Source organism: Bradyrhizobium sp. Gha (assembly GCF_900113735.1).
Lineage (GTDB): Bacteria > Pseudomonadota > Alphaproteobacteria > Rhizobiales > Xanthobacteraceae > Bradyrhizobium.
Genome location: NZ_FOQM01000004.1, coordinates 226,434 through 243,977, shown reverse-complemented (window position 1 = coordinate 243,977; position 17,544 = coordinate 226,434). Strand labels below are relative to the sequence as shown.

Here is a 17,544-nt window from a genome sequence, read left to right as displayed (position 1 = left end):
TTGGGTTAGTGGTCGGCGGCTGAAGCCGAGCAGCAGGACGGCTTCAAGAAATCTCAAGCATCTGCCGGACATCGTCAGGACACGCAATTTCGCGGCCGCACCCCCTTGCGATGACGCATGTCCGACGGACGAGCTCCTCGTTAGTCGGACGGCCGTATTCGATGTAGGGATAGTCTCCGATCCCCGGGGCGATGTTGCCGCCGCGTCTGGCTACGCCTTCGCACATAGCCAACAAGTTGCCGCCAACGATGTTGGCCGTCCAACTGTGGCGAACGTGCTTTGGTAAGAACGGCAAGAATGCGTCCAGCCCTTCGAGCGTGCCGGGATGACCGGTGAGATAGGGACCGTCGGTCATGTTGAGCAAGAAGTAGCCCGGCGCTGCTACAAGTCCCATTTCCATGAACGCTATCGCGCGTCGGACGAATCCGATCGACCAGCAAGTCATCTTCGGCTTTATGCCGGCGGATTTGAGGGAGCGAAAATAGTGCTCCACGGCGGACGTTCGGTTTTCATAGATGCGGTCGGAATGCTGGAACACGAGCTTGTCGCGATCGAACAGGTCGAGATTGCTGCTTCCGGTATCGATTGGCACAATATCGGGTTTGGTCTCCGGGTTTTTGGCAAGCTCAAGAATGCAGTTGATGCGCGCGTTCGGGTCAGTGTCGTTGGCAAAGAAGCCAAGCGTCGGCAGGATCAGTATATCGCATTTCTGCCTGACCTTGCGAATGATCTCGGCGTTCTTCTCAGCCGTGTGGAGGGGCGCGCCATCATCAGCTCTGGCGTGAAAATGCAGGATCGACGCGCCGGCCTCGCGACAGCGGGCCGCGGTTTCGGCTATTTCATCCGCCGTCCATGGCACATTCGGGTTTCCATCCCGCATCGCGTATTCGTTCACGCGAGCTTCGACGATCATCTTCTTGTGCGTCATTTTTGATGCCTCATGCCAACGACCAGGCGGACTTCAAGGCCGTCCGTAGTGGGTTGGGCTATCCACGATCGAGCGGTGCCCGAGCTTAAGACTCGGGCGCAGAACCCCCAAACGACTTTTAACGCCGACCTTGTGATAAAAGCTCACAGCCGCTAGAATGTCATTTTGAGGGGACGAATGGCGCGTCCAAAGCCTTCGCTCAATGCATTACGTGCTTTCGAAGCAACGGCGCGGTTGCGCAGCATGACTGCGGCTTCGCTCGAGTTATCGGTGACTCATGGGGCGATCAGCCGCCATATTCGATCGCTCGAAGAATTGCTTGGCGTTCCGCTCTTGGTGCGAACGTCCTCCTCGACAGACCCGACCCCTGAGGGGAGTCGCCTGGCTGAAGGCCTCACCGCTGCATTCAATCTTATAGACGGGAGTGTCGAGCAGATGTTGCCTGGACCGCTGACAGTTTCGTGTTCGGCGACCATCATGATGTATTGGCTAATTCCCCGCCTCGCGGCGTTTCACGAAGCGCATAAGAACATCGATCTCCAGTTCAATATGAACTACGATCAGGTGGACTTCATCCGCGATAAGGTGAGTATTGCGATACGTTCCAGCACCATCGCGCCACCCAAGGATGTTGTCATAAAAGAGCTTGCTCGGGAGTGGATTTCCCCCGTTTGTGCGACTTCCTATGCGAAGGCGAACAGGCTCCAAAAGCCGGGCGACATCGCGAACTGCCGTCTGTTGGGTACGCGGACCCGTCCGGAGGCCTGGTCGGATTGGTTCGACGAGTTGGGGCTGCGGCAAGATGTCCACATTCAAGAATCCTACGAACACTTCTATTTGCTAATCCAGGCCGCGCTGTGCGGCCTTGGCTTGGCGCTAGTCCCCACGATGTTTGTCCTCGAGGAAATCAACGCCGGACGGCTGGTCGCGCCATTCGGCAGCATTCCCGGCAAGCGAAGGTTGATGCTTTGGACCGCTCCTCACGTGGCGACCCGTCCAGAAAGTAGGGCGGTTTCCCACTGGCTCACGCACGAGATGTCCACCACCGCGAAGATGTGTGCAGCCTTGGGCAGGGTGGACGCCTAGTTCACCTTCGAAGCCCGAGCCGTGTTGGATCCGTGGATCGCGTGATGTGAGTTTTTCTCACAGCTTGCGTAGTCAATATCGTTTGCTGCCGCGGTGTACTCAAGGTCAGATGTGCCCGTCCATCATACGAACGGGTTCTGTAGGCCGTCCGGATGAAAGAGACGAACTTTCGGAAGAAACGCAGCAAACCTCGACAGGGCGTACCATGCGCAGCGATAGTCCGCGATCCGAGTTTACCGCCCGATATCTCGTCGAGACCGGCGATAGCGTGGCGAGGGCAGCGGAAGTCATTGCCGGGGAGCAATCGAGCGGGACGTTTCTTGCGTTACCCGGGGAAACCGATGAGCTCAAGAAGCGATCGCGAGCCCGGGTGATTAGCGTAACCGAGCTTCCGCCTGTCGATAGCCCGACTCTGAGCAGTTCCTTCTTCGAGAAAAACGATCGTCCAAAAGCATTTCATCGCGGCGAGATCGAAATCGCATTTCCGGTTGACAATGTAGGCTGCAATATCCCGACGCTCTTGGCGACCATTGCTGGCAATCTGTTTGAGCTGGGCGAGACGACGGGCCTCCGGCTCCTCGACATCAAGATGCCCGTCAGCTACGCCGCGGGCTTTCCGGGTCCGAAGTTCGGTGTCGAAGGCACCCGACGTTTGGCCGGAGTGTTTGATCGGCCAATGATTGGCACGATCCTGAAACCCAGCATTGGCATGTCTCCGTCCGAGACCGCCGCGCTCGTCGACAAGATTTGCGAAGCGGGCATAGACTTTCTCAAAGATGACGAGCTGATCGCGGATCCGCCGTATGCGCCCTTTGAGGAGCGCCTGAAGGCTGTGTTCCCAGTCATCGAAAAGCATGCCGATCGCTTGGGTCGAAAGCCGATGTACGCAATCAACATCAGTGGCTCGATCGACGACATGCGACGTCGCCACGACCTGGTTCTGGAAGCCGGCGGCACGTGCGTGATGGTGAGTGTGAACTGGTGCGGTTTTTCGGCAATTGAACATCTGCGAACATACACTAATCTACCGATCCACGGTCACCGCAACGGCTGGGGCCTGTTTACACGCCACCCATGGCTCGGCTTCGACTTTGCCGCGTTTCAAAAGCTATGGCGCCTGACCGGTATCGATCATCTGCATGTCAACGGCCTGAGGAGCAAATTCTGGGAGCCGGATGATTCGGTCATTGCTTCGGCCAGGTCTTGTCTGGCGGCCTTTTCAGGCGTCAAGCCGATGATGCCGGTCTTCTCGTCGGGACAATGGGCAGGACAAGCCGGTGACACGTTTGCGCGGCTTGGAGCCATCGATCTAATGCATTTGGCAGGAGGTGGCATCATGGGCCATCCAGGTGGCATTGCTGACGGTGTCATGAGCCTGCGCGAGGCCTGGGAAGCCGCAGTTCAAGGCGTGCCAGTAACAGAATACGCCAAATCCCATCGACCATTGCAGCTCGCTATTTCCAAGTTCGGAGGCGCGTCGTGACGCAAGGTCGATATCGGCTTGCTTTCTACGGCGACGATTTCACAGGATCGACTGACGCCCTTGAGGCCGTGGCCTTCGCCGGGCTACGTGCGGCACTGTTTCTACGTCCCCCGACGCCGGACGTCTTGCAGCATTTCGGCGACCTAGAGGTTGTCGGCCTCGCGGGAGTAAGCCGCGGCATGTCGTCCGCGGAGATGACTGAGCGCCTGCCGGGAGATTTCCGATACCTCGCATCGCTTGGAGCACCAATTGTGCACTACAAGGTGTGCTCAACTTTCGACAGCTCGCCCGGGATCGGCAGCATCGGCCGGGTGATCGAGATCGCGAAGTCCGTGTTCGGTAACGATCCGATCCCGATCGTCGGCGGAACGCCTTCGCTGCAACGATACTGCCTCTTCGGCAATCTATTTGCCCGATCCGGGACGGATGGGAACATCTACAGGATCGACCGTCACCCGATCATGAGCGTTCATCCCGTGACGCCGATGAAGGAAAGCGATCTGGCCGTCCATATCGGGCGGCAGGCAGCACTCAAGATCGAAAAACTCACGTTGCCCTTCCTTGATCAGGATTACGCGCGGACCGCCGACCGGTTCGCAGAACTGTCGAAATCTGCGCCCGATGCGATATTGCTGGATTCCGCGAATGCGTCGCAACTTACGCAGGTCGGCCGACTGCTCGCCGATCGCGCGGCCGGGAATCGAAGCGCATTTGTAGTCGGCCCGTCGGGTGTGGAATATGCTTTGATGCAATGGTGGCGTGAGGCCGGGATAATTCCTCCGCCGTCTGAAAACTATGGTAACCCGTCCCCGGTTGACCAAGTGCTTGCCGTGTCCGGCAGTGCTTCCTCGCTGACGGCCTTGCAGATCGACGCAGCCGTACGGGCCGGTTTTGCCGAAGTTCCTCTTGATGCAGCCGGCTTGCTTGATCCCGACAAGCATGGCGCCATCGCGACCCAAGTCGTCCAAAGCGCCACTTCTCTTCTGAAGGAAGGGCGTAGCGTCATATTGCATACGGCCCGCGGTCCGGATGATCCGCGGATCGGAAAGATGATCGAGAAGCTCGTCGGCGGCGGAATGTCTCGCGAGCTCGCCAAGCATGAAGGCGGCCGTGATCTCGGCCGCAAGCTCGGACAGCTCGTCAGTGACATCGTCGATGTGGTACCTTTGAAGAGATTGCTGCTGTCGGGCGGCGACACGTCGAGCCAAGTCGCGCAGTTGCTGGACATTGACGCCCTCGAAATTGCGGCCCGCATAAGTCCAGGCGTTCCGCTCTGCAGAGCCAGGGCGACACGCGGCCGGTTGGACGGACTTCAGATAGCGTTCAAAGGCGGTCAACTCGGCGAAGAAAAGTTCTTCGAACACGGGTGGCTAGGCAAAGTCTAACAAAAGCGAAACAGGGAGGACGCCATGAGTGTCCCATCGATGCCCTCGGGCGGCGTGGTTACGCACGATGGTGCGAGCGACGCCATGTCGTGCGCGGCTCTGCCGAAAGTCATGGAGAACTCAAGCAAGAACGTCGCGCTTGCTGCTGCGGACGGCGTCGACCGAGTGATCGGTCGACTGCTCGAGGTGTGCGTCTCCATACTGCTCGCCGCGGAGATCCTGCTGCTGTTTGCCGGAGTTCTGGCGCGCTACGTCTTCCTCAAGCCGATCATTTGGTCGGACGAACTCGCGTCCATGCTGTTTCTCTGGCTCGTGATGCTGGGCTCTGCCATCGCGTTGCGACGGGGCGAGCACATGCGGATGACGGCCCTGTTCGCTTTCGTATCGCCGCGGATGCGAGCGCAACTAGACGCAATCGCATTGGCGGCATCGCTCGGAGTGGTCGTCCTGCTATTCCCAGCCACGCTCGAGTACGCCATCGAGGAAGCGATCGTCAGGACGCCGGCGATGGACCTCTCCAATGCTTGGCGCGCCACCGCTGCACCCGTTGGCTTCGGGTTGATGGTCATATTTGCGCTGCTTCGGCTCGTTCGCCTCGCTGATACGAAATTGATCTTTTCTTCGCTCGGCACCGTCGCGTTCATTGTGGGCCTGTTTTGGTTGCTCCAGCCGCTATTTGGGCCGCTTGGCAACATCAATCTTTTCATCTTCTTCGTCGTGGTGGTGGCGTGCGCTGTATTCACTGGCGTGCCGATCGCCTTTTCATTCGGTCTGGCGACGTTCGGCTATCTCATGCTCACTACGAGGACGCCGCCGCTCATCATCGTGGGCCGCATTGATGAGGGCGTCAGCCACCTGATCCTGCTTTCGGTTCCTCTGTTTGTATTCCTCGGCCAGCTCATCGAAATGACAGGCATGGCGCGGGCCATGGTTTCTTTCCTTGCCAGCCTGTTGGGTCATGTGCGTGGTGGACTATTGTACGTCCTCGTCGGAGCGATGTACCTCGTATCCGGCATCTCGGGATCGAAAGCCGCGGACATGGCGGCAGTTGCGCCTGTTCTTTTCCCCGAGATGAAGCGCCGCGGCGCCAAGGAGGGAGACCTCGTCGCGTTGCTCGCGGCAACAGGCGCCCAGACCGAGACAATTCCCCCCAGCATCGTCCTCATCACGATCGGGTCGGTTACGGGTGTCTCGATCGCGGCCTTGTTCACCGGAGGCCTGCTACCTGGCGTCATCCTGGCGATCACGCTCTGTTGCGTCATCGCGTGGAGGTACCGCAACGAGGACCGCAGCCTCGCCCGTCGTGCCTCCGCCAAGGAGATCGGCAAGACATTTTTGGTCGCCGTGCCGGCAATCGCATTGCCATTCGTCATTCGCTCTGCCGTCATCGAAGGCGTGGCGACCGCGACCGAGGTGTCCACGATCGGCATATTCTATGCGATCGTCGTCGGAGCTCTGTTCTACAGGCAATTCGACTGGCGGCGTATCAAGCCTATGCTGGTCGAGACCGCCAGCTTGTCCGGCGCAATTCTGTTCATCATCGGCACCGCGACGTCGATGGCATGGAGTTTGACGCAATCGGGATTCTCGCGCTCGCTCGCCGTGGCGATGAAGCAGCTGCCGGGCGGGTCAATGAGTTTCATGGCGGTGTCCATCGTGGCCTTCGTCGTACTGGGCAGTGTGCTCGAGGGCATTCCCGCCATCGTTCTCTTCGGGCCGCTGCTTTTCCCGATCGCTCAAGCGCTCGGAATCGATCTCGTGCACTATTCGATGGTCGTCATATTGGCGATGGGCGTCGGGTTGTTCGCACCGCCATTCGGCGTTGGCTACTACGCAGCTTGCGCGATCAGCAGGGTAAGCCCGGACGCTGGAATGAGACCCATCGTGGGTTACATGGCGGCCCTGTTGATCGGGCTCGCGATCGTGGCGCTGGTCCCCTGGATATCGACGGGATTCCTGTAAGGGCTGATGCCCAGACGCATAAGAGTACTAACCACGTAGAGAATGGAGGGAAGCGATGAAACGGACTTTCAATCGCAGGACGTTTCTTCAGGGGACCACGGCAGCAGCTCTGGCCACTAGCGTTGGATATCCTGTTAAAAGTGCTCGGGCGGCCGCGGAGTTCCGGCTTCGCTGGGGTTTCAATCTCGCCGAGTCTCATCCGATTACGGCGCGCGCCAGAGAGGCGGCTGAACGCGTATTGACGGAAACGAAGGGACGGGTGGAAATCAACGTGTTTCCCAACAACCAGCTCGGCGGCGACACCGACATGCTGTCGCAACTGCGAGCCGGCGGGCTCGATCTGTTCCTCAATTCCGGGATCAATGTTCTCTCGACGATCGTCCCGTCGGCATCGATTTACGGATTGGGGTTTATCTTCCCCGACTATGATGCCGTCTGGAAGGCGATGGATGGAGAGCTCGGTGATGCGTTGCGGCTTGCTATCGGAAAAGCGAATCTCGTACCCGTAGGCAAGATGTGGGATAACGGATTCCGCAACATCACCACAAGCACGAAGCAGATCAACACCCCCGCCGATCTGAAGGGCGTCAAGATCCGCGTGCCGGTCGGCGCGCTCTGGACGTCGATGTTCCAGGCCTTTGGTGCCGCACCGACAACGATCAACTACAGCGAACTGTATTCCGCGCTGCAGACCAAGATCGTCGACGGTCAGGAAAATTCGTTGGCGAATATCTTCACCGCGAATCTGTTCGAAGTGCAGAAATACTGCGCTTTGACCGGCCACATGTGGGACGCCTTCTTCTGCGTCGCAAATAAGCGGAACTGGGAAGCTATTCCCGAGGATCTCCGCAAGATCATCGCTACTGCAATCAATGATGCCGCGATGGCTGAGAGAAAGGATATGGCAACGCTCGCGACATCCCTACGGGGAGATCTGTCCAAGAAGGGCCTCATATTCAACGAGCCGGACGTCGCAGCCTTCCGGGAAGCGCTTCGCGCTGCTGGGTTCTACAAAGAATGGCGTGCAAAGTACGGCGAGGAACTGTGGACAACGCTTGAGCGGACCACCGGAAAGTTAACCTGAGACGACGAAGCGGGAGTTAGATTGATATGAGATTGAACAAGAAGGTGGCGCTCGTCACCGGTGGCGCGCGCGGTATCGGCCTCGCGATCTCCAAGGCGTTGGCGCGAGAAGGGGCTCGCATTATCATCGCGGACCTCAACGTGGATGGCGCGAAAACATCGGCGTTGATGCTCGAAAACGCAAGTCGCGAGCATCTCGGCTTGAAGGTGGATGTAGCGAACCAGGAGTCTGTGACCGAGTTGTTGGATGAAATCGTCCAGCAGTGCGGCGGATTGGACATTCTGATCAACAATGCCGGCATCGGTGGCAATACACCCTTCCTCGATATTAAGCTCGAGGATTGGGAACGAATGATCTCGATCAATTTGACCGGTGCATTCATTGTAGCGCAGGCGGTTGCGCGCCAGATGGTAAATCAGGGCCGCGGCGGAAAGATCATCAACATTGCTTCGCTTTCGGGACAGCGCGGTGGAAACGGACGAGGCGCATATGGCGCCGCCAAAGCCGGGCTGGAGTTGCTCACGAAGGTTATGGCGGTCGAGCTCGCGCAGCACCGGATCAATGTCAACAACATTGCTCCAGGAGCGATCGAAACCGATATGGCCAAGACGGCACACGACCCGGCGACGCGGAAAGCCTATGAATATCTCATCCCAATGAGCCGCTATGGGCTTCCGGAGGAAATTGCCGATGCCGCGGTTTTCCTGTCGTCGGACGAGAGCCGATACGTTCACGGCCACACATTGAACGTCGACGGAGGATTCCGGGAGGCCGGCTTGATGTTCGGGCCTGACAAGACACCTCCGCGATAGCCGGAGATTGACACACATTGAGGAACCGCTTCGTCCGGGAGCGGTCCTGATTGGCCGATGGAGAGATTACTGACGTGCGCCGAAATCGCCGAGCAAAGATAGTAGCGACCGTTGGACCGGCATGCTGCGAACCAGAGATGCTTCGAAAGTTGTTCGAGGCAGGGGTCGATACGTTTCGTCTCAACTTCAGCCACGGTGCGAAGCAGGACCATGCCAAGGTTCACGCCGCGATCCGAGATCTGGAGATCGAGATGGGCAGGCCGATCGGTATTCTGCTCGACCTCCAGGGACCCAAGATTCGTATCGGTACGTTGCGCGAAGGGAGCCTGACGCTGGTGGCGGGCGAGACCGTCCGGTTCGTTCAGGAAGGCACCGAAGGTGATCGGGATGCGATCCCATTGCCGCATCCGGAGGTGTTTGCGGCGGCAGCGCCGGGGCACGATCTATTGATCGATGATGGACGGCTGCGAGTTCGCGTCAAATCGCTCGATCGCGAGAGCCTTGAAGCCGAGGTGATCATCGGCGGAAAGCTCTCCAACCACAAAGGAGTTAACCTGCCGGGGACGATCCTCGATCTGTCGCCACTTACTCCGAAAGACCGTGGAGACCTCGATTTCGGTCTTCGACTGGGCGTCGATTGGGTGGCGCTATCGTTCGTGCAACGGCCGGGAGATCTCATTGAGGCGAGGGGACTGATCGGGGATCGGGCAGGCCTCGTCGCGAAGATCGAGAAGCCGGCGGCCCTCGATCGAATTGATGACATCATTAGTCTGTCCGACGCGGTCATGGTGGCGCGAGGCGATCTTGGCGTCGAGATTCCTCATCAAGACGTTCCTGGCCGACAAAAGGAATTGGTACGGGCCTGTCGATTGGCAGTAAAGCCGGTAATCGTGGCCACGCAGATGCTCGACTCCATGGTCGCTTCGCCGACGCCGACCCGCGCGGAGGCGTCGGATGTAGCGACGGCCATCTACGATGGAGCCGACGCGGTAATGCTGTCCGCGGAGTCTGCCGTAGGCCGCTACCCGCGTGAAGCAGTGGAGATGATGGACAGCATTATCCGCAGCACAGAACGTCACAAGATGTATCGTTCTATCGTCGATGCTTTGCGCCCGGAGGAGGAGCAGACGGCCCCTCACGCGGTGGCCGCGGCGGCTGCGGGATTAGCATCTGCGATCCATGCCTCTGCGATCGTCGTCTACACATCTGGAGGCACGACCGCAGCTCGCATTGCCCGTCGCCGTCCGGATGTGCCTGTTCTTGCAGTGACTCCAAGTATGGACACTGCGCGCCGGCTTTGCTTGCTCTGGGGTACGCACAGTGTGTCGTCAACCGACGTGAACGACTACGAGGAGATGGTGTCTCGGGCCGTCTCTACCGCGGTCGGCGAGAAGTTCGCTGAACGCATGGACACGGTAGTGATCGTCGCGGGAATCCCATTCGCGCAGGCCGGTACCACGAACAACATCCGCGTCATGACGGTGCCTTGAGCTTCTGTAAGCTTAACGCACATCGCCGTTACAACTGGTCGTTGGCAATTATCCACTCTCATCGCGCCTAGTGGCGGCTTCTACGCTTCGCAGACTAAGAGGCATGCCAAGGAAAAAGAGTTGGAAGCTGGCGCGCTGCTACGCGTCAATTAGATGCGTGGTCGCTCGCATCTGACCAGCGCATTTACTCGCTCTCATGGCGGGTAGTCGGGGAAACGAAGGATGCTACCTAACCTGAAAGCCGCGGATCTGGTGTGGCTGGTGGCAAGGCCCAATCTGCAGGGCGGAATGAAGGAAGAGCCATGCCGATTGCATTCCCAATACCTGACGCGGCCGTGCTCGGCCGCCGCGGCGAAATTCTGACCGGCCTTGGCCAACTCGTTGCTCCGGAGGCGCTCATCGTCTCCGAAGACGAACGCCGCGCCTTCGAGACCGACGCCCTTACTGCCTATCGGCGCATGCCGCTCGCGGTCGTGCTTCCGTCGACCACCTCGGAAGTGTCGGCCGTCCTGAAGTTCTGTGCGCAAAATCAGGTGAAGGTTGTTCCGCGCGGTGCCGGAACGTCGCTCGCGGGCGGGGCGATTCCGCAGGAGGATGCGATCGTTCTCGGCGTATCGAAGATGAACCGGATCTTGGATGTCAATTTCGGGAACCGGACCGCCCGAGTGCAGGCGGGCGTTACCAACCTTGCGGTGAGCCAGGCAGTTGCGCACGAAGGCTTTTTCTATGCACCCGACCCGTCGAGCCAGCTCGCCTGCACCATCGCCGGCAACATCGGCATGAATTCCGGCGGGGCGCATTGCCTGAAATACGGCGTGACCACGAACAACATCCTTGGCGTGACACTTGTCTTGCTCGACGGAACGATAGTTGAGATCGGCGGAGAGCACCTCGACAGCCCAGGCTACGATCTCCTCGGTCTTATCGTTGGATCGGAAGGCCAGCTCGGCGTCGTTACCGAAGCGGTCGTGCGGATTCGTCGTGCCGCGGAGGGCGCCAAGCCCGTCCTATTCGGCTTCGATACGAGCGAGGAAGCGGGGGCCTGTGTCGCGGCAATCATGGGTGCAGGCATCGTCCCGGTTGCCATTGAGTTCATGGATAAACAGACGATCGAGATCGTGGAGGGATTTGCCAAGGCGGGTTACCCGCTCGACGTCGGCGCTCTTCTGATTATCGAGGTGGAGGGCTCCGACCGTGAGATGGAAGCCATGCTCGCGCGGATCGTCGGAATCGCGCGGAAGCACAATGTCCGTCACATCAAGGAGAGCCACTCCGCAGCGGAAGCCGCGGCAATTTGGAAAGGACGCAAGTCCGCTTTCGGAGCAACAGGGCGTGTTGCCGACTACATCTGCATGGACGGTACAGTGCCGCTTGGTCAGCTGTCGAACGTCTTGAGACGCACAGGCGAGATTGTCGCGTCCTACGGCCTGCGTGTCGCAAATGTATTTCATGCGGGCGACGGCAACATGCATCCGCTGATTCTTTATGATGTTAACGATCCGGCCGAGCAGGCGAAGGCGGAAGCCGCTGGCGAAGACATCCTGAAATACTGCGTGGAAGTGGGCGGCTGCCTGACCGGCGAACACGGGGTCGGGATCGAGAAACGCGATTTGATGCGCTTCCAGTTCGAAGAACGCGATCTGTGGCAGCAGATGCGCGTGCGAGCTGTCTTCGATCCTGCATGGTTGCTCAATCCCGCAAAAGTGTTCCCGCTCGACAACCGGTTAACGGCGTAGCTACGCGTGCGACACCGGCATCGGGAGGGAGTTGTGTCCATATGACGCGCCATAGTCCAACGTCTGAGGCTGAGGCCTGCGCAATCGTCGCAGAAGCTGCGGCGCAGCGCACTCCACTGGCGATTCAGGGCAGTGGGACGAAGCGCGCGTTCGGCAGGCCGCCGCAATTCGAGTTGACCCTCTCGTCATCGCAAATGACAAAAGTCACGCTCTATGAGCCAGCAGAATTCGTGATTTCCGCCGAGCCTGGCGCCCCTCTCAATGGGATCGTTCGGCTGCTCGCGGAGCATCGGCAAGAGCTCGCCTTCGAACCTCTCGACTACCGCCCATTGCTGGGCAGCGACGGTGAACCGACGATCGGAGCGGTCGCCGCCATGAACCTTTCAGGACCGCGCCGAATCGCTGGCGGGTCAGCCCGCGATAGTGCTCTCGGGGTGCGGTTCGTCAATGGGCGCGGCGAGGCGATCAAGTCCGGCGGTCGTGTCATGAAGAACGTGACGGGCCTTGACCTCGTCAAGCTCATGGTCGGCGCGCATGGCACCCTCGGCTTCCTCACCGAAGTCACTTTCAAAGTCGTCCCGAGCCCACAGCGTGTAGCAACGTTGTGGCTGGTGGGCCTCTCCGACCAGACCGCCATAGCGGCGCTGTCGGCGGCGCTCGGCTCGCCGTACGATATCAGCGGCGCAGCGCACCTGCCCGCGAAGATCGGTGACGGCGCGCGCACCTTGATCCGCGTCGAGGGGTTTCCCGATTCGGTAGAATATCGACTCGGGGAGCTGCGGTCGCTTTTGAAAGCGTTCGGCACGGCCGTGGTGCTCGCCGATGACACTGGGAGGGATCTCTGGGGGGCGATCCGCGATGCAACGGTCCTCGCTGAGCCGCGCGATAAGGCGATCTGGCGCATCTCAACGGCACCGGCCAAAGGTGCTGACGTCGCGGCGCGGATTGCTCGGACTATCGATGCGCGGTGGTTCTTTGACTGGGGTGGCGGGTTGATCTGGCTGGCGTGCTCAACGGCCAGTGCCGCCAGTGCGGCAACGATTCGCGCGGCGACCCGTGAGGCCGGTGGACATGCCACCCTCGTGCGCGCACCCGAAGACGTCCGTGCTGCGGTCGATGTATTTGATCCTCCGGTCGAAGCGATTGCGCGGCTTCAGACCGGGCTGAAGGCCTCTCTCGATCCGGCTGGGATATTCAATCCTGGCCGGATGTTCCCCGAGCTGTAACGATGCAGACAACGTTTACCGCTGAACAACTACGGAATCCCGCAACAGAGGCTTCGGAAAAGATCCTTCGAAGCTGCGTTCATTGCGGCTTCTGCACCGCCACCTGTCCGACGTATCTGCTGCTTGGCGACGAGCTCGACAGCCCTCGCGGCCGCATCTATCAGATCAAGGACATGCTGGAGGGCAGCAAACCGGCGACCACGCCGGTCGTCAAGCACATCGACCGCTGCCTATCGTGCCTGTCGTGCATGACTACCTGTCCGTCGGGCGTGCACTACATGCACCTAGTGGATCATGCTCGCGCCTATATAGAACAGACATATCGGCGGCCCTTCCACGACCGGCTTGTCCGGGCCATGCTCGCGATGATTCTTCCCTATCCGAGACGGTTCCGAGCGGCGATCACTGCGGCGCAAATTGGCCGGCCGTTAAAGCATATCTTGGCCGGCTTGCCCCATGTAGGCGATCGGCTTGCGGCAATGATCGATCTCGCGCCAGCCCATGTGCCGCTTCGATCCGCCACGCAAAAGCCGGGTGTTTTTTCGGCAATGGGAGAGAAGCGCGGCCGCGTCGCAATTCTCAGCGGTTGTGCCCAGCCTGTACTACGCCCCGACTTCAATGAGGCAGCCGTCCGGCTCTTGACCCGCCACGGCGTCGAGGTGGTACAAGCCAGAGGTGAGGGGTGCTGTGGCGCGCTGGTCCATCATCTCGGACACGAACGCGATTCACACGAATTCGCAAGGAGAAACATCGACGCGTGGATCGCAGAGATGGATGGCGAGGGCCTCGACGCGATCATCATTACGGCGTCTGGATGCGGAACGACGATCAAGGATTACGGCTTCATGCTCCGTGAAGATCCCGCCTATGCCGACAAGGCACGGCGGGTTTCGGCAATCGCGCGAGATATCACCGAATTCCTCTGGCCGATGAAACTGGACGTCTCACCCATAGCGCGCGATCTCGTCGTCGCCTACCATTCGGCCTGTTCGATGCAGCATGGTCAAAAGATCACTGAGGAACCGAAAGCGTTGCTTAGACAGGCCGGCTTTACGGTCAGGGATATACCTGAAGGACACATCTGCTGCGGATCGGCGGGGACTTACAACATTCTTCAGCCGGAAATCGCGAAACAACTGCGTGTGCGAAAACTGGCAAACATTCGGCGCGTGAAAGCAGACCTGATCGCGACAGGAAACATAGGTTGCATCACGCAGATCGGCGATGGCGCCGACATACCGATCGTCCATACGATCGAGTTGCTCGATTGGGCGACCGGAGGACCAGCGCCGAAGTCATTTGCTGTGGGCTGATCTTAAAGGCGCGCGAGGTAACAACTGTGTGTCTGGTTGCAGCGAGTGCGAGATTGCGCGGTGAGAACTCGGGCATGGAAGACGCAAAACTCACCTTGGTTTTAGATGTCGCTCCCGATCATCCAGCGGCATCTGGCATGGTTCTGATTTGAGCGGCGGTTCTGGATCAGGGGTCGATAGCGCGAGCGAGCGCGCTCACGGCAAGTGTTGTCGGGAGACGCAGCGTTCTTACAAACAGTCCTCCAGAGACGGAGGATAATGTCACCCGCTTGACGCATGTTAAGTGGGGCGTGCGGATGGTTCGCGCCGATCTTCGGGCGAAACTTGCAACGGCGTCGCCGCCATACATGAATCAGAATCACCTAAATGCCGATCTAATTCTTTTGCTGTAATTGCCCAGACTTATATTGCTTTGGCGATCGCGGACCGAAGAGCCGCGCGAATCGGAGAAGCGCCCAGATCGAGTGCGCAGCGGAAGATCGCCGTATGCCTCGTCTCGTTCGCTGTTCGACAGGAGCGCGGGTTTCGCGCGTTCCGCAACAACTAGGATCAGGCGACATGACGGTTCAAGGCCACAACGTCTCACTGCACGAACGAGCTCGCCGCATCAGATGCCATGCGCTCCGAATGGGCGAAGTGCAGGGGCAGGGCTACATCGCCCAAGCCCTGGATATCGCTGACGTGTTGGCGGTGGCTTACTTCCATGCCATGCGGTATCGGCCGGAAGATCCAGAGTGGGAAGGGCGCGACCGCTTCCTTCTCTCCAATGGTCACTATGCAATTGCACTGTACGCCGCGCTGATCGAGGCAGGCATCGTTCCGGAGGCAGAGCTGGAGACCTACGGCTTCGATGATAGCCGTCTGCCGATGTCCGGTATGGCAAGCTACACGCCGGGGATGGAAATGTCGGGCGGTTCGCTGGGGCTCGGTCTTACCATCGCGGTCGGCCGATGCCTTGGATTGAAGCGAAAAGGATCCGACCGCTTCGTCTACACGTTGTTCTCTGACGGCGAGCTCGATGAAGGATCGAAGTGGGAGGCGATGATGTCCGCCGCTCACTACAAGTTGGACAATCTCATTGCCGTGGTCGACGTCAATAACCAGCAGGCGGATGGCCCTTCCGGCCAAATGATGGGCTTCGAGCCCCTGGTCGACAAAGTGCGATCATTCGGCTGGTTCGTTCAGCGGGTGGACGGTAATGATCTCAATGCCGTCGTTACGGCATTCGATGCGGCAAAGACGCACGAGGGAGCGGTGCCGCGAATGATTATCGCCGACACGGTCATGGGAAAAGGCGTGCCGTTTCTTGAGGCGCGTGAGCGGAATCATTTCATGCGCGTCGATGCGAACGAGTGGAAGTTGGCACTCGCAGCGCTGCAGGATGGGAGTCAGCCATGAAGGTGACATCAAGCACCACTACGTCGAAGCAGCGCCTTACGACATCGGCAATGATCGCTTCGATTGCCGCAGAGGGACAACCAACAAGGGCCGCGCCGTTCGGCCATGCCTTGATCGAACTCGCGCGACGGCGTCCCGAAGTCGTTGGGATGACGGCTGACCTCGGCAAATACACCGATCTCCATGTGTTCGCGAAGGAGTTTCCGGACCGTTACTATCAGATGGGTATGGCTGAGCAGCTATTGTTTGGGGGCGCGTCCGGACTTGCCGCAGAGGGCTTTATGCCGTTTGTGACGACTTACGCCGTGTTCGCTTCTCGGCGCGCCTATGATTTCATTCACCAGACGATTGCCGAAGAAGATCGGAACGTGAAGATCGCATGCGCGCTGCCAGGGCTCACATCCGGATACGGCCCAAGTCATCAGGCGGCTGAAGACCTGGCACTGTTCCGCGCGATGCCGAACATGACGGTTATCGATCCATGCGATGCTCTGGAAATTGAGCAGGCGGTGCCTGCCATGGCGGCGCATCCTGGACCCGTCTATATGCGTCTGCTGCGAGGGCAGGTGCCGCTCGTGCTTGACGAATACGGCTACAAGTTCGAACTTGGAAGAGCGAAGCACTTGCGAACCGGGGATGACGTTCTCATCATCTCTTCCGGCCTACTCACGATGCGGGCGTTAGAAGCAGCAAAAAAACTTGAAGCAGATCGTGTTGGCGCGTCAGTGCTCCACGTGCCGACCATCAAGCCGCTTGATGTCGAGACCATTGTGGCCGCTTGTAGAAAGCCGGGGCGAGTCGTCGTCGTCGCGGAGAACCATACGATCATTGGTGGGCTAGGCGAAGCAGTCGCCGCTGTTCTGATGAGGGAGCGTGTGCATCCTGCATTCCACATGATCGGCCTGCCGGACGAATTCCTAGCGGCTGGCGCCTTGCCTACGCTTCACGATCGATACGGAATTTCGACGGATGCGATCGTTAGCAGCGTCAAGTCCTGGCTTTGACGGCTACGTACCACGACGCGCGGACGCCAGTCTGCTTGTCGACCTTGAACGAGTCGCCCTGAGTCTGCCTATACGGAGCCTCCCCAAATGAGCAGACAGGCACCTTTGACAGGTTCGCTCGGTACGGGAAGCGTAGGTCGAAACCTGCGCGGCAGGTAGCCCTTTCAGAGGATCCTGGTGCTCGCGGCCATAGGCCTATCCTCGTAAGCTAGGGAGCTTTAGCGTTCCCCCCACTGAAGACTTTCGTGCTCATACCGGATGCGCTTGTCGGCGGCCGCTCAGGCATTTGGCATTCTCCTTGGCGTGGAAACAGAGTCCAGGAGGCCAATCAGAGTCCTGCGGTTCGCGTGTTTGCTGTCGAAGCCACCACGAACCTCTCGCATGTTTATCGACAAGCCAGGCGTAGCGAGCGAGATCGGCATTTAAAAAATCTATCGGCAGTCTTATTTGACACCGGCTTTCTTTGCAGGTGCCGACGCTATTTTGCCCCGACCGTTTAGCACCCGTTTCTCTGATGCTAGCGCCGGTAAAGACGGTGACGGTCGGGGCGTGGGAGATTGTAGAACGTAACTCCCCTCGATCGAAGTTTGTTCGCCGCTCGAAACTGGCATGTGGATGAGGACAATTCACTCAATGA

Annotated in this window: 13 protein-coding genes; 12 read left to right on the top strand and 1 reads right to left on the bottom strand. The window is 59.2% G+C overall.

All coding sequences use genetic code 11. The annotated features are described in order from the left end of the window. Window positions 1-43: 43 nt before the first annotated feature. Window positions 44-928 (bottom strand): beta-keto acid cleavage family enzyme, encoded by an 885-nt coding sequence (locus tag BM222_RS09150; RefSeq protein ID WP_092227930.1) that lies wholly within the window; start codon window positions 926-928, stop codon window positions 44-46. Between the two features lie 177 nt (window positions 929-1,105). Between BM222_RS09150 and BM222_RS09145 the strand changes: the two genes are divergently transcribed. From BM222_RS09145 to BM222_RS09090, 12 genes are all read left to right on the top strand, one after another. Next, on the top strand, window positions 1,106-2,014 hold the full coding sequence (locus BM222_RS09145; RefSeq protein ID WP_092227929.1) for a LysR substrate-binding domain-containing protein: 909 nt from the start codon (window positions 1,106-1,108) through the stop codon (window positions 2,012-2,014). Between the two features lie 205 nt (window positions 2,015-2,219). Next, window positions 2,220-3,497, top strand: coding sequence for a ribulose-bisphosphate carboxylase large subunit family protein (locus BM222_RS09140; protein ID WP_092227928.1), 1,278 nt, complete (start codon window positions 2,220-2,222; stop codon window positions 3,495-3,497). Next, window positions 3,494-4,882 carry a four-carbon acid sugar kinase family protein gene (locus tag BM222_RS09135; RefSeq protein ID WP_092227927.1) on the top strand — a complete coding sequence of 463 codons (1,389 nt, stop codon included), beginning with the start codon at window positions 3,494-3,496 and terminating at the stop codon, window positions 4,880-4,882. Before BM222_RS09140 ends, BM222_RS09135 begins: the two co-directional genes overlap by 4 nt. Before the next feature lie 111 nt (window positions 4,883-4,993). After that, window positions 4,994-6,844: a TRAP transporter large permease gene (locus tag BM222_RS09130; RefSeq protein ID WP_244547069.1), complete on the top strand. Its 1,851-nt coding sequence runs from the start codon at window positions 4,994-4,996 to the stop codon at window positions 6,842-6,844. Between the two features lie 55 nt (window positions 6,845-6,899). Next, a complete protein-coding gene (locus BM222_RS09125) occupies window positions 6,900-7,928 on the top strand; it encodes a TRAP transporter substrate-binding protein (RefSeq protein WP_091880938.1) in 1,029 nt (342 codons plus the stop codon). Between the two features lie 26 nt (window positions 7,929-7,954). Further along, entirely contained in the window at window positions 7,955-8,740 is a 786-nt protein-coding gene (locus tag BM222_RS09120; RefSeq protein ID WP_177243094.1) for an SDR family NAD(P)-dependent oxidoreductase, read from the top strand. Window positions 8,741-8,814: 74 nt separating this feature from the next. Then, on the top strand, window positions 8,815-10,230 hold the full coding sequence (gene pyk / locus BM222_RS09115) for a pyruvate kinase (RefSeq protein WP_092227982.1): 1,416 nt from the start codon (window positions 8,815-8,817) through the stop codon (window positions 10,228-10,230). 302 nt (window positions 10,231-10,532) lie between these two features. Further along, window positions 10,533-11,966 (top strand): FAD-binding oxidoreductase, encoded by a 1,434-nt coding sequence (locus tag BM222_RS09110; RefSeq protein WP_092227925.1) that lies wholly within the window; start codon window positions 10,533-10,535, stop codon window positions 11,964-11,966. Window positions 11,967-12,007: 41 nt separating this feature from the next. Further along, window positions 12,008-13,192 carry an FAD-binding protein gene (locus tag BM222_RS09105; RefSeq protein ID WP_092227924.1) on the top strand — a complete coding sequence of 395 codons (1,185 nt, stop codon included), beginning with the start codon at window positions 12,008-12,010 and terminating at the stop codon, window positions 13,190-13,192. Between the two features lie 2 nt (window positions 13,193-13,194). Next, on the top strand, window positions 13,195-14,505 hold the full coding sequence (gene glcF / locus BM222_RS09100) for a glycolate oxidase subunit GlcF (protein ID WP_092227923.1): 1,311 nt from the start codon (window positions 13,195-13,197) through the stop codon (window positions 14,503-14,505). Window positions 14,506-15,063: 558 nt separating this feature from the next. Continuing rightward, a complete protein-coding gene (locus BM222_RS09095; RefSeq protein ID WP_092227922.1) occupies window positions 15,064-15,903 on the top strand; it encodes a transketolase in 840 nt (279 codons plus the stop codon). Continuing rightward, the gene (locus BM222_RS09090; protein ID WP_092227921.1) at window positions 15,900-16,907 is read left to right on the top strand and encodes a transketolase family protein; all 1,008 of its coding nucleotides are present in this window, start codon (window positions 15,900-15,902) and stop codon (window positions 16,905-16,907) included. The genes BM222_RS09095 and BM222_RS09090 overlap by 4 nt, the downstream gene beginning before the upstream one ends. The last annotated feature ends 637 nt before the right edge of the window (window positions 16,908-17,544 follow it).

What these genes read in the sequence shown, in the direction of transcription:
- BM222_RS09125 (WP_091880938.1), top strand. Translation starts at nt 6,900, where the DNA reads ATGAAACGGACTTTCAATCGCAGGACGTTTCTTCAGGGGACCACGGCA.
- BM222_RS09095 (WP_092227922.1), top strand. Translation starts at nt 15,064, where the DNA reads ATGACGGTTCAAGGCCACAACGTCTCACTGCACGAACGAGCTCGCCGC.
- BM222_RS09105 (WP_092227924.1), top strand. Translation starts at nt 12,008, where the DNA reads ATGACGCGCCATAGTCCAACGTCTGAGGCTGAGGCCTGCGCAATCGTC.
- BM222_RS09145 (WP_092227929.1), top strand. Translation starts at nt 1,106, where the DNA reads ATGGCGCGTCCAAAGCCTTCGCTCAATGCATTACGTGCTTTCGAAGCA.
- BM222_RS09130 (WP_244547069.1), top strand. Translation starts at nt 4,994, where the DNA reads ATGGAGAACTCAAGCAAGAACGTCGCGCTTGCTGCTGCGGACGGCGTC.
- BM222_RS09150 (WP_092227930.1), bottom strand. Translation starts at nt 928, where the DNA reads ATGACGCACAAGAAGATGATCGTCGAAGCTCGCGTGAACGAATACGCG.
- BM222_RS09120 (WP_177243094.1), top strand. Translation starts at nt 7,955, where the DNA reads ATGAGATTGAACAAGAAGGTGGCGCTCGTCACCGGTGGCGCGCGCGGT.
- glcF (WP_092227923.1), top strand. Translation starts at nt 13,195, where the DNA reads ATGCAGACAACGTTTACCGCTGAACAACTACGGAATCCCGCAACAGAG.
- BM222_RS09140 (WP_092227928.1), top strand. Translation starts at nt 2,220, where the DNA reads ATGCGCAGCGATAGTCCGCGATCCGAGTTTACCGCCCGATATCTCGTC.
- BM222_RS09090 (WP_092227921.1), top strand. Translation starts at nt 15,900, where the DNA reads ATGAAGGTGACATCAAGCACCACTACGTCGAAGCAGCGCCTTACGACA.
- BM222_RS09110 (WP_092227925.1), top strand. Translation starts at nt 10,533, where the DNA reads ATGCCGATTGCATTCCCAATACCTGACGCGGCCGTGCTCGGCCGCCGC.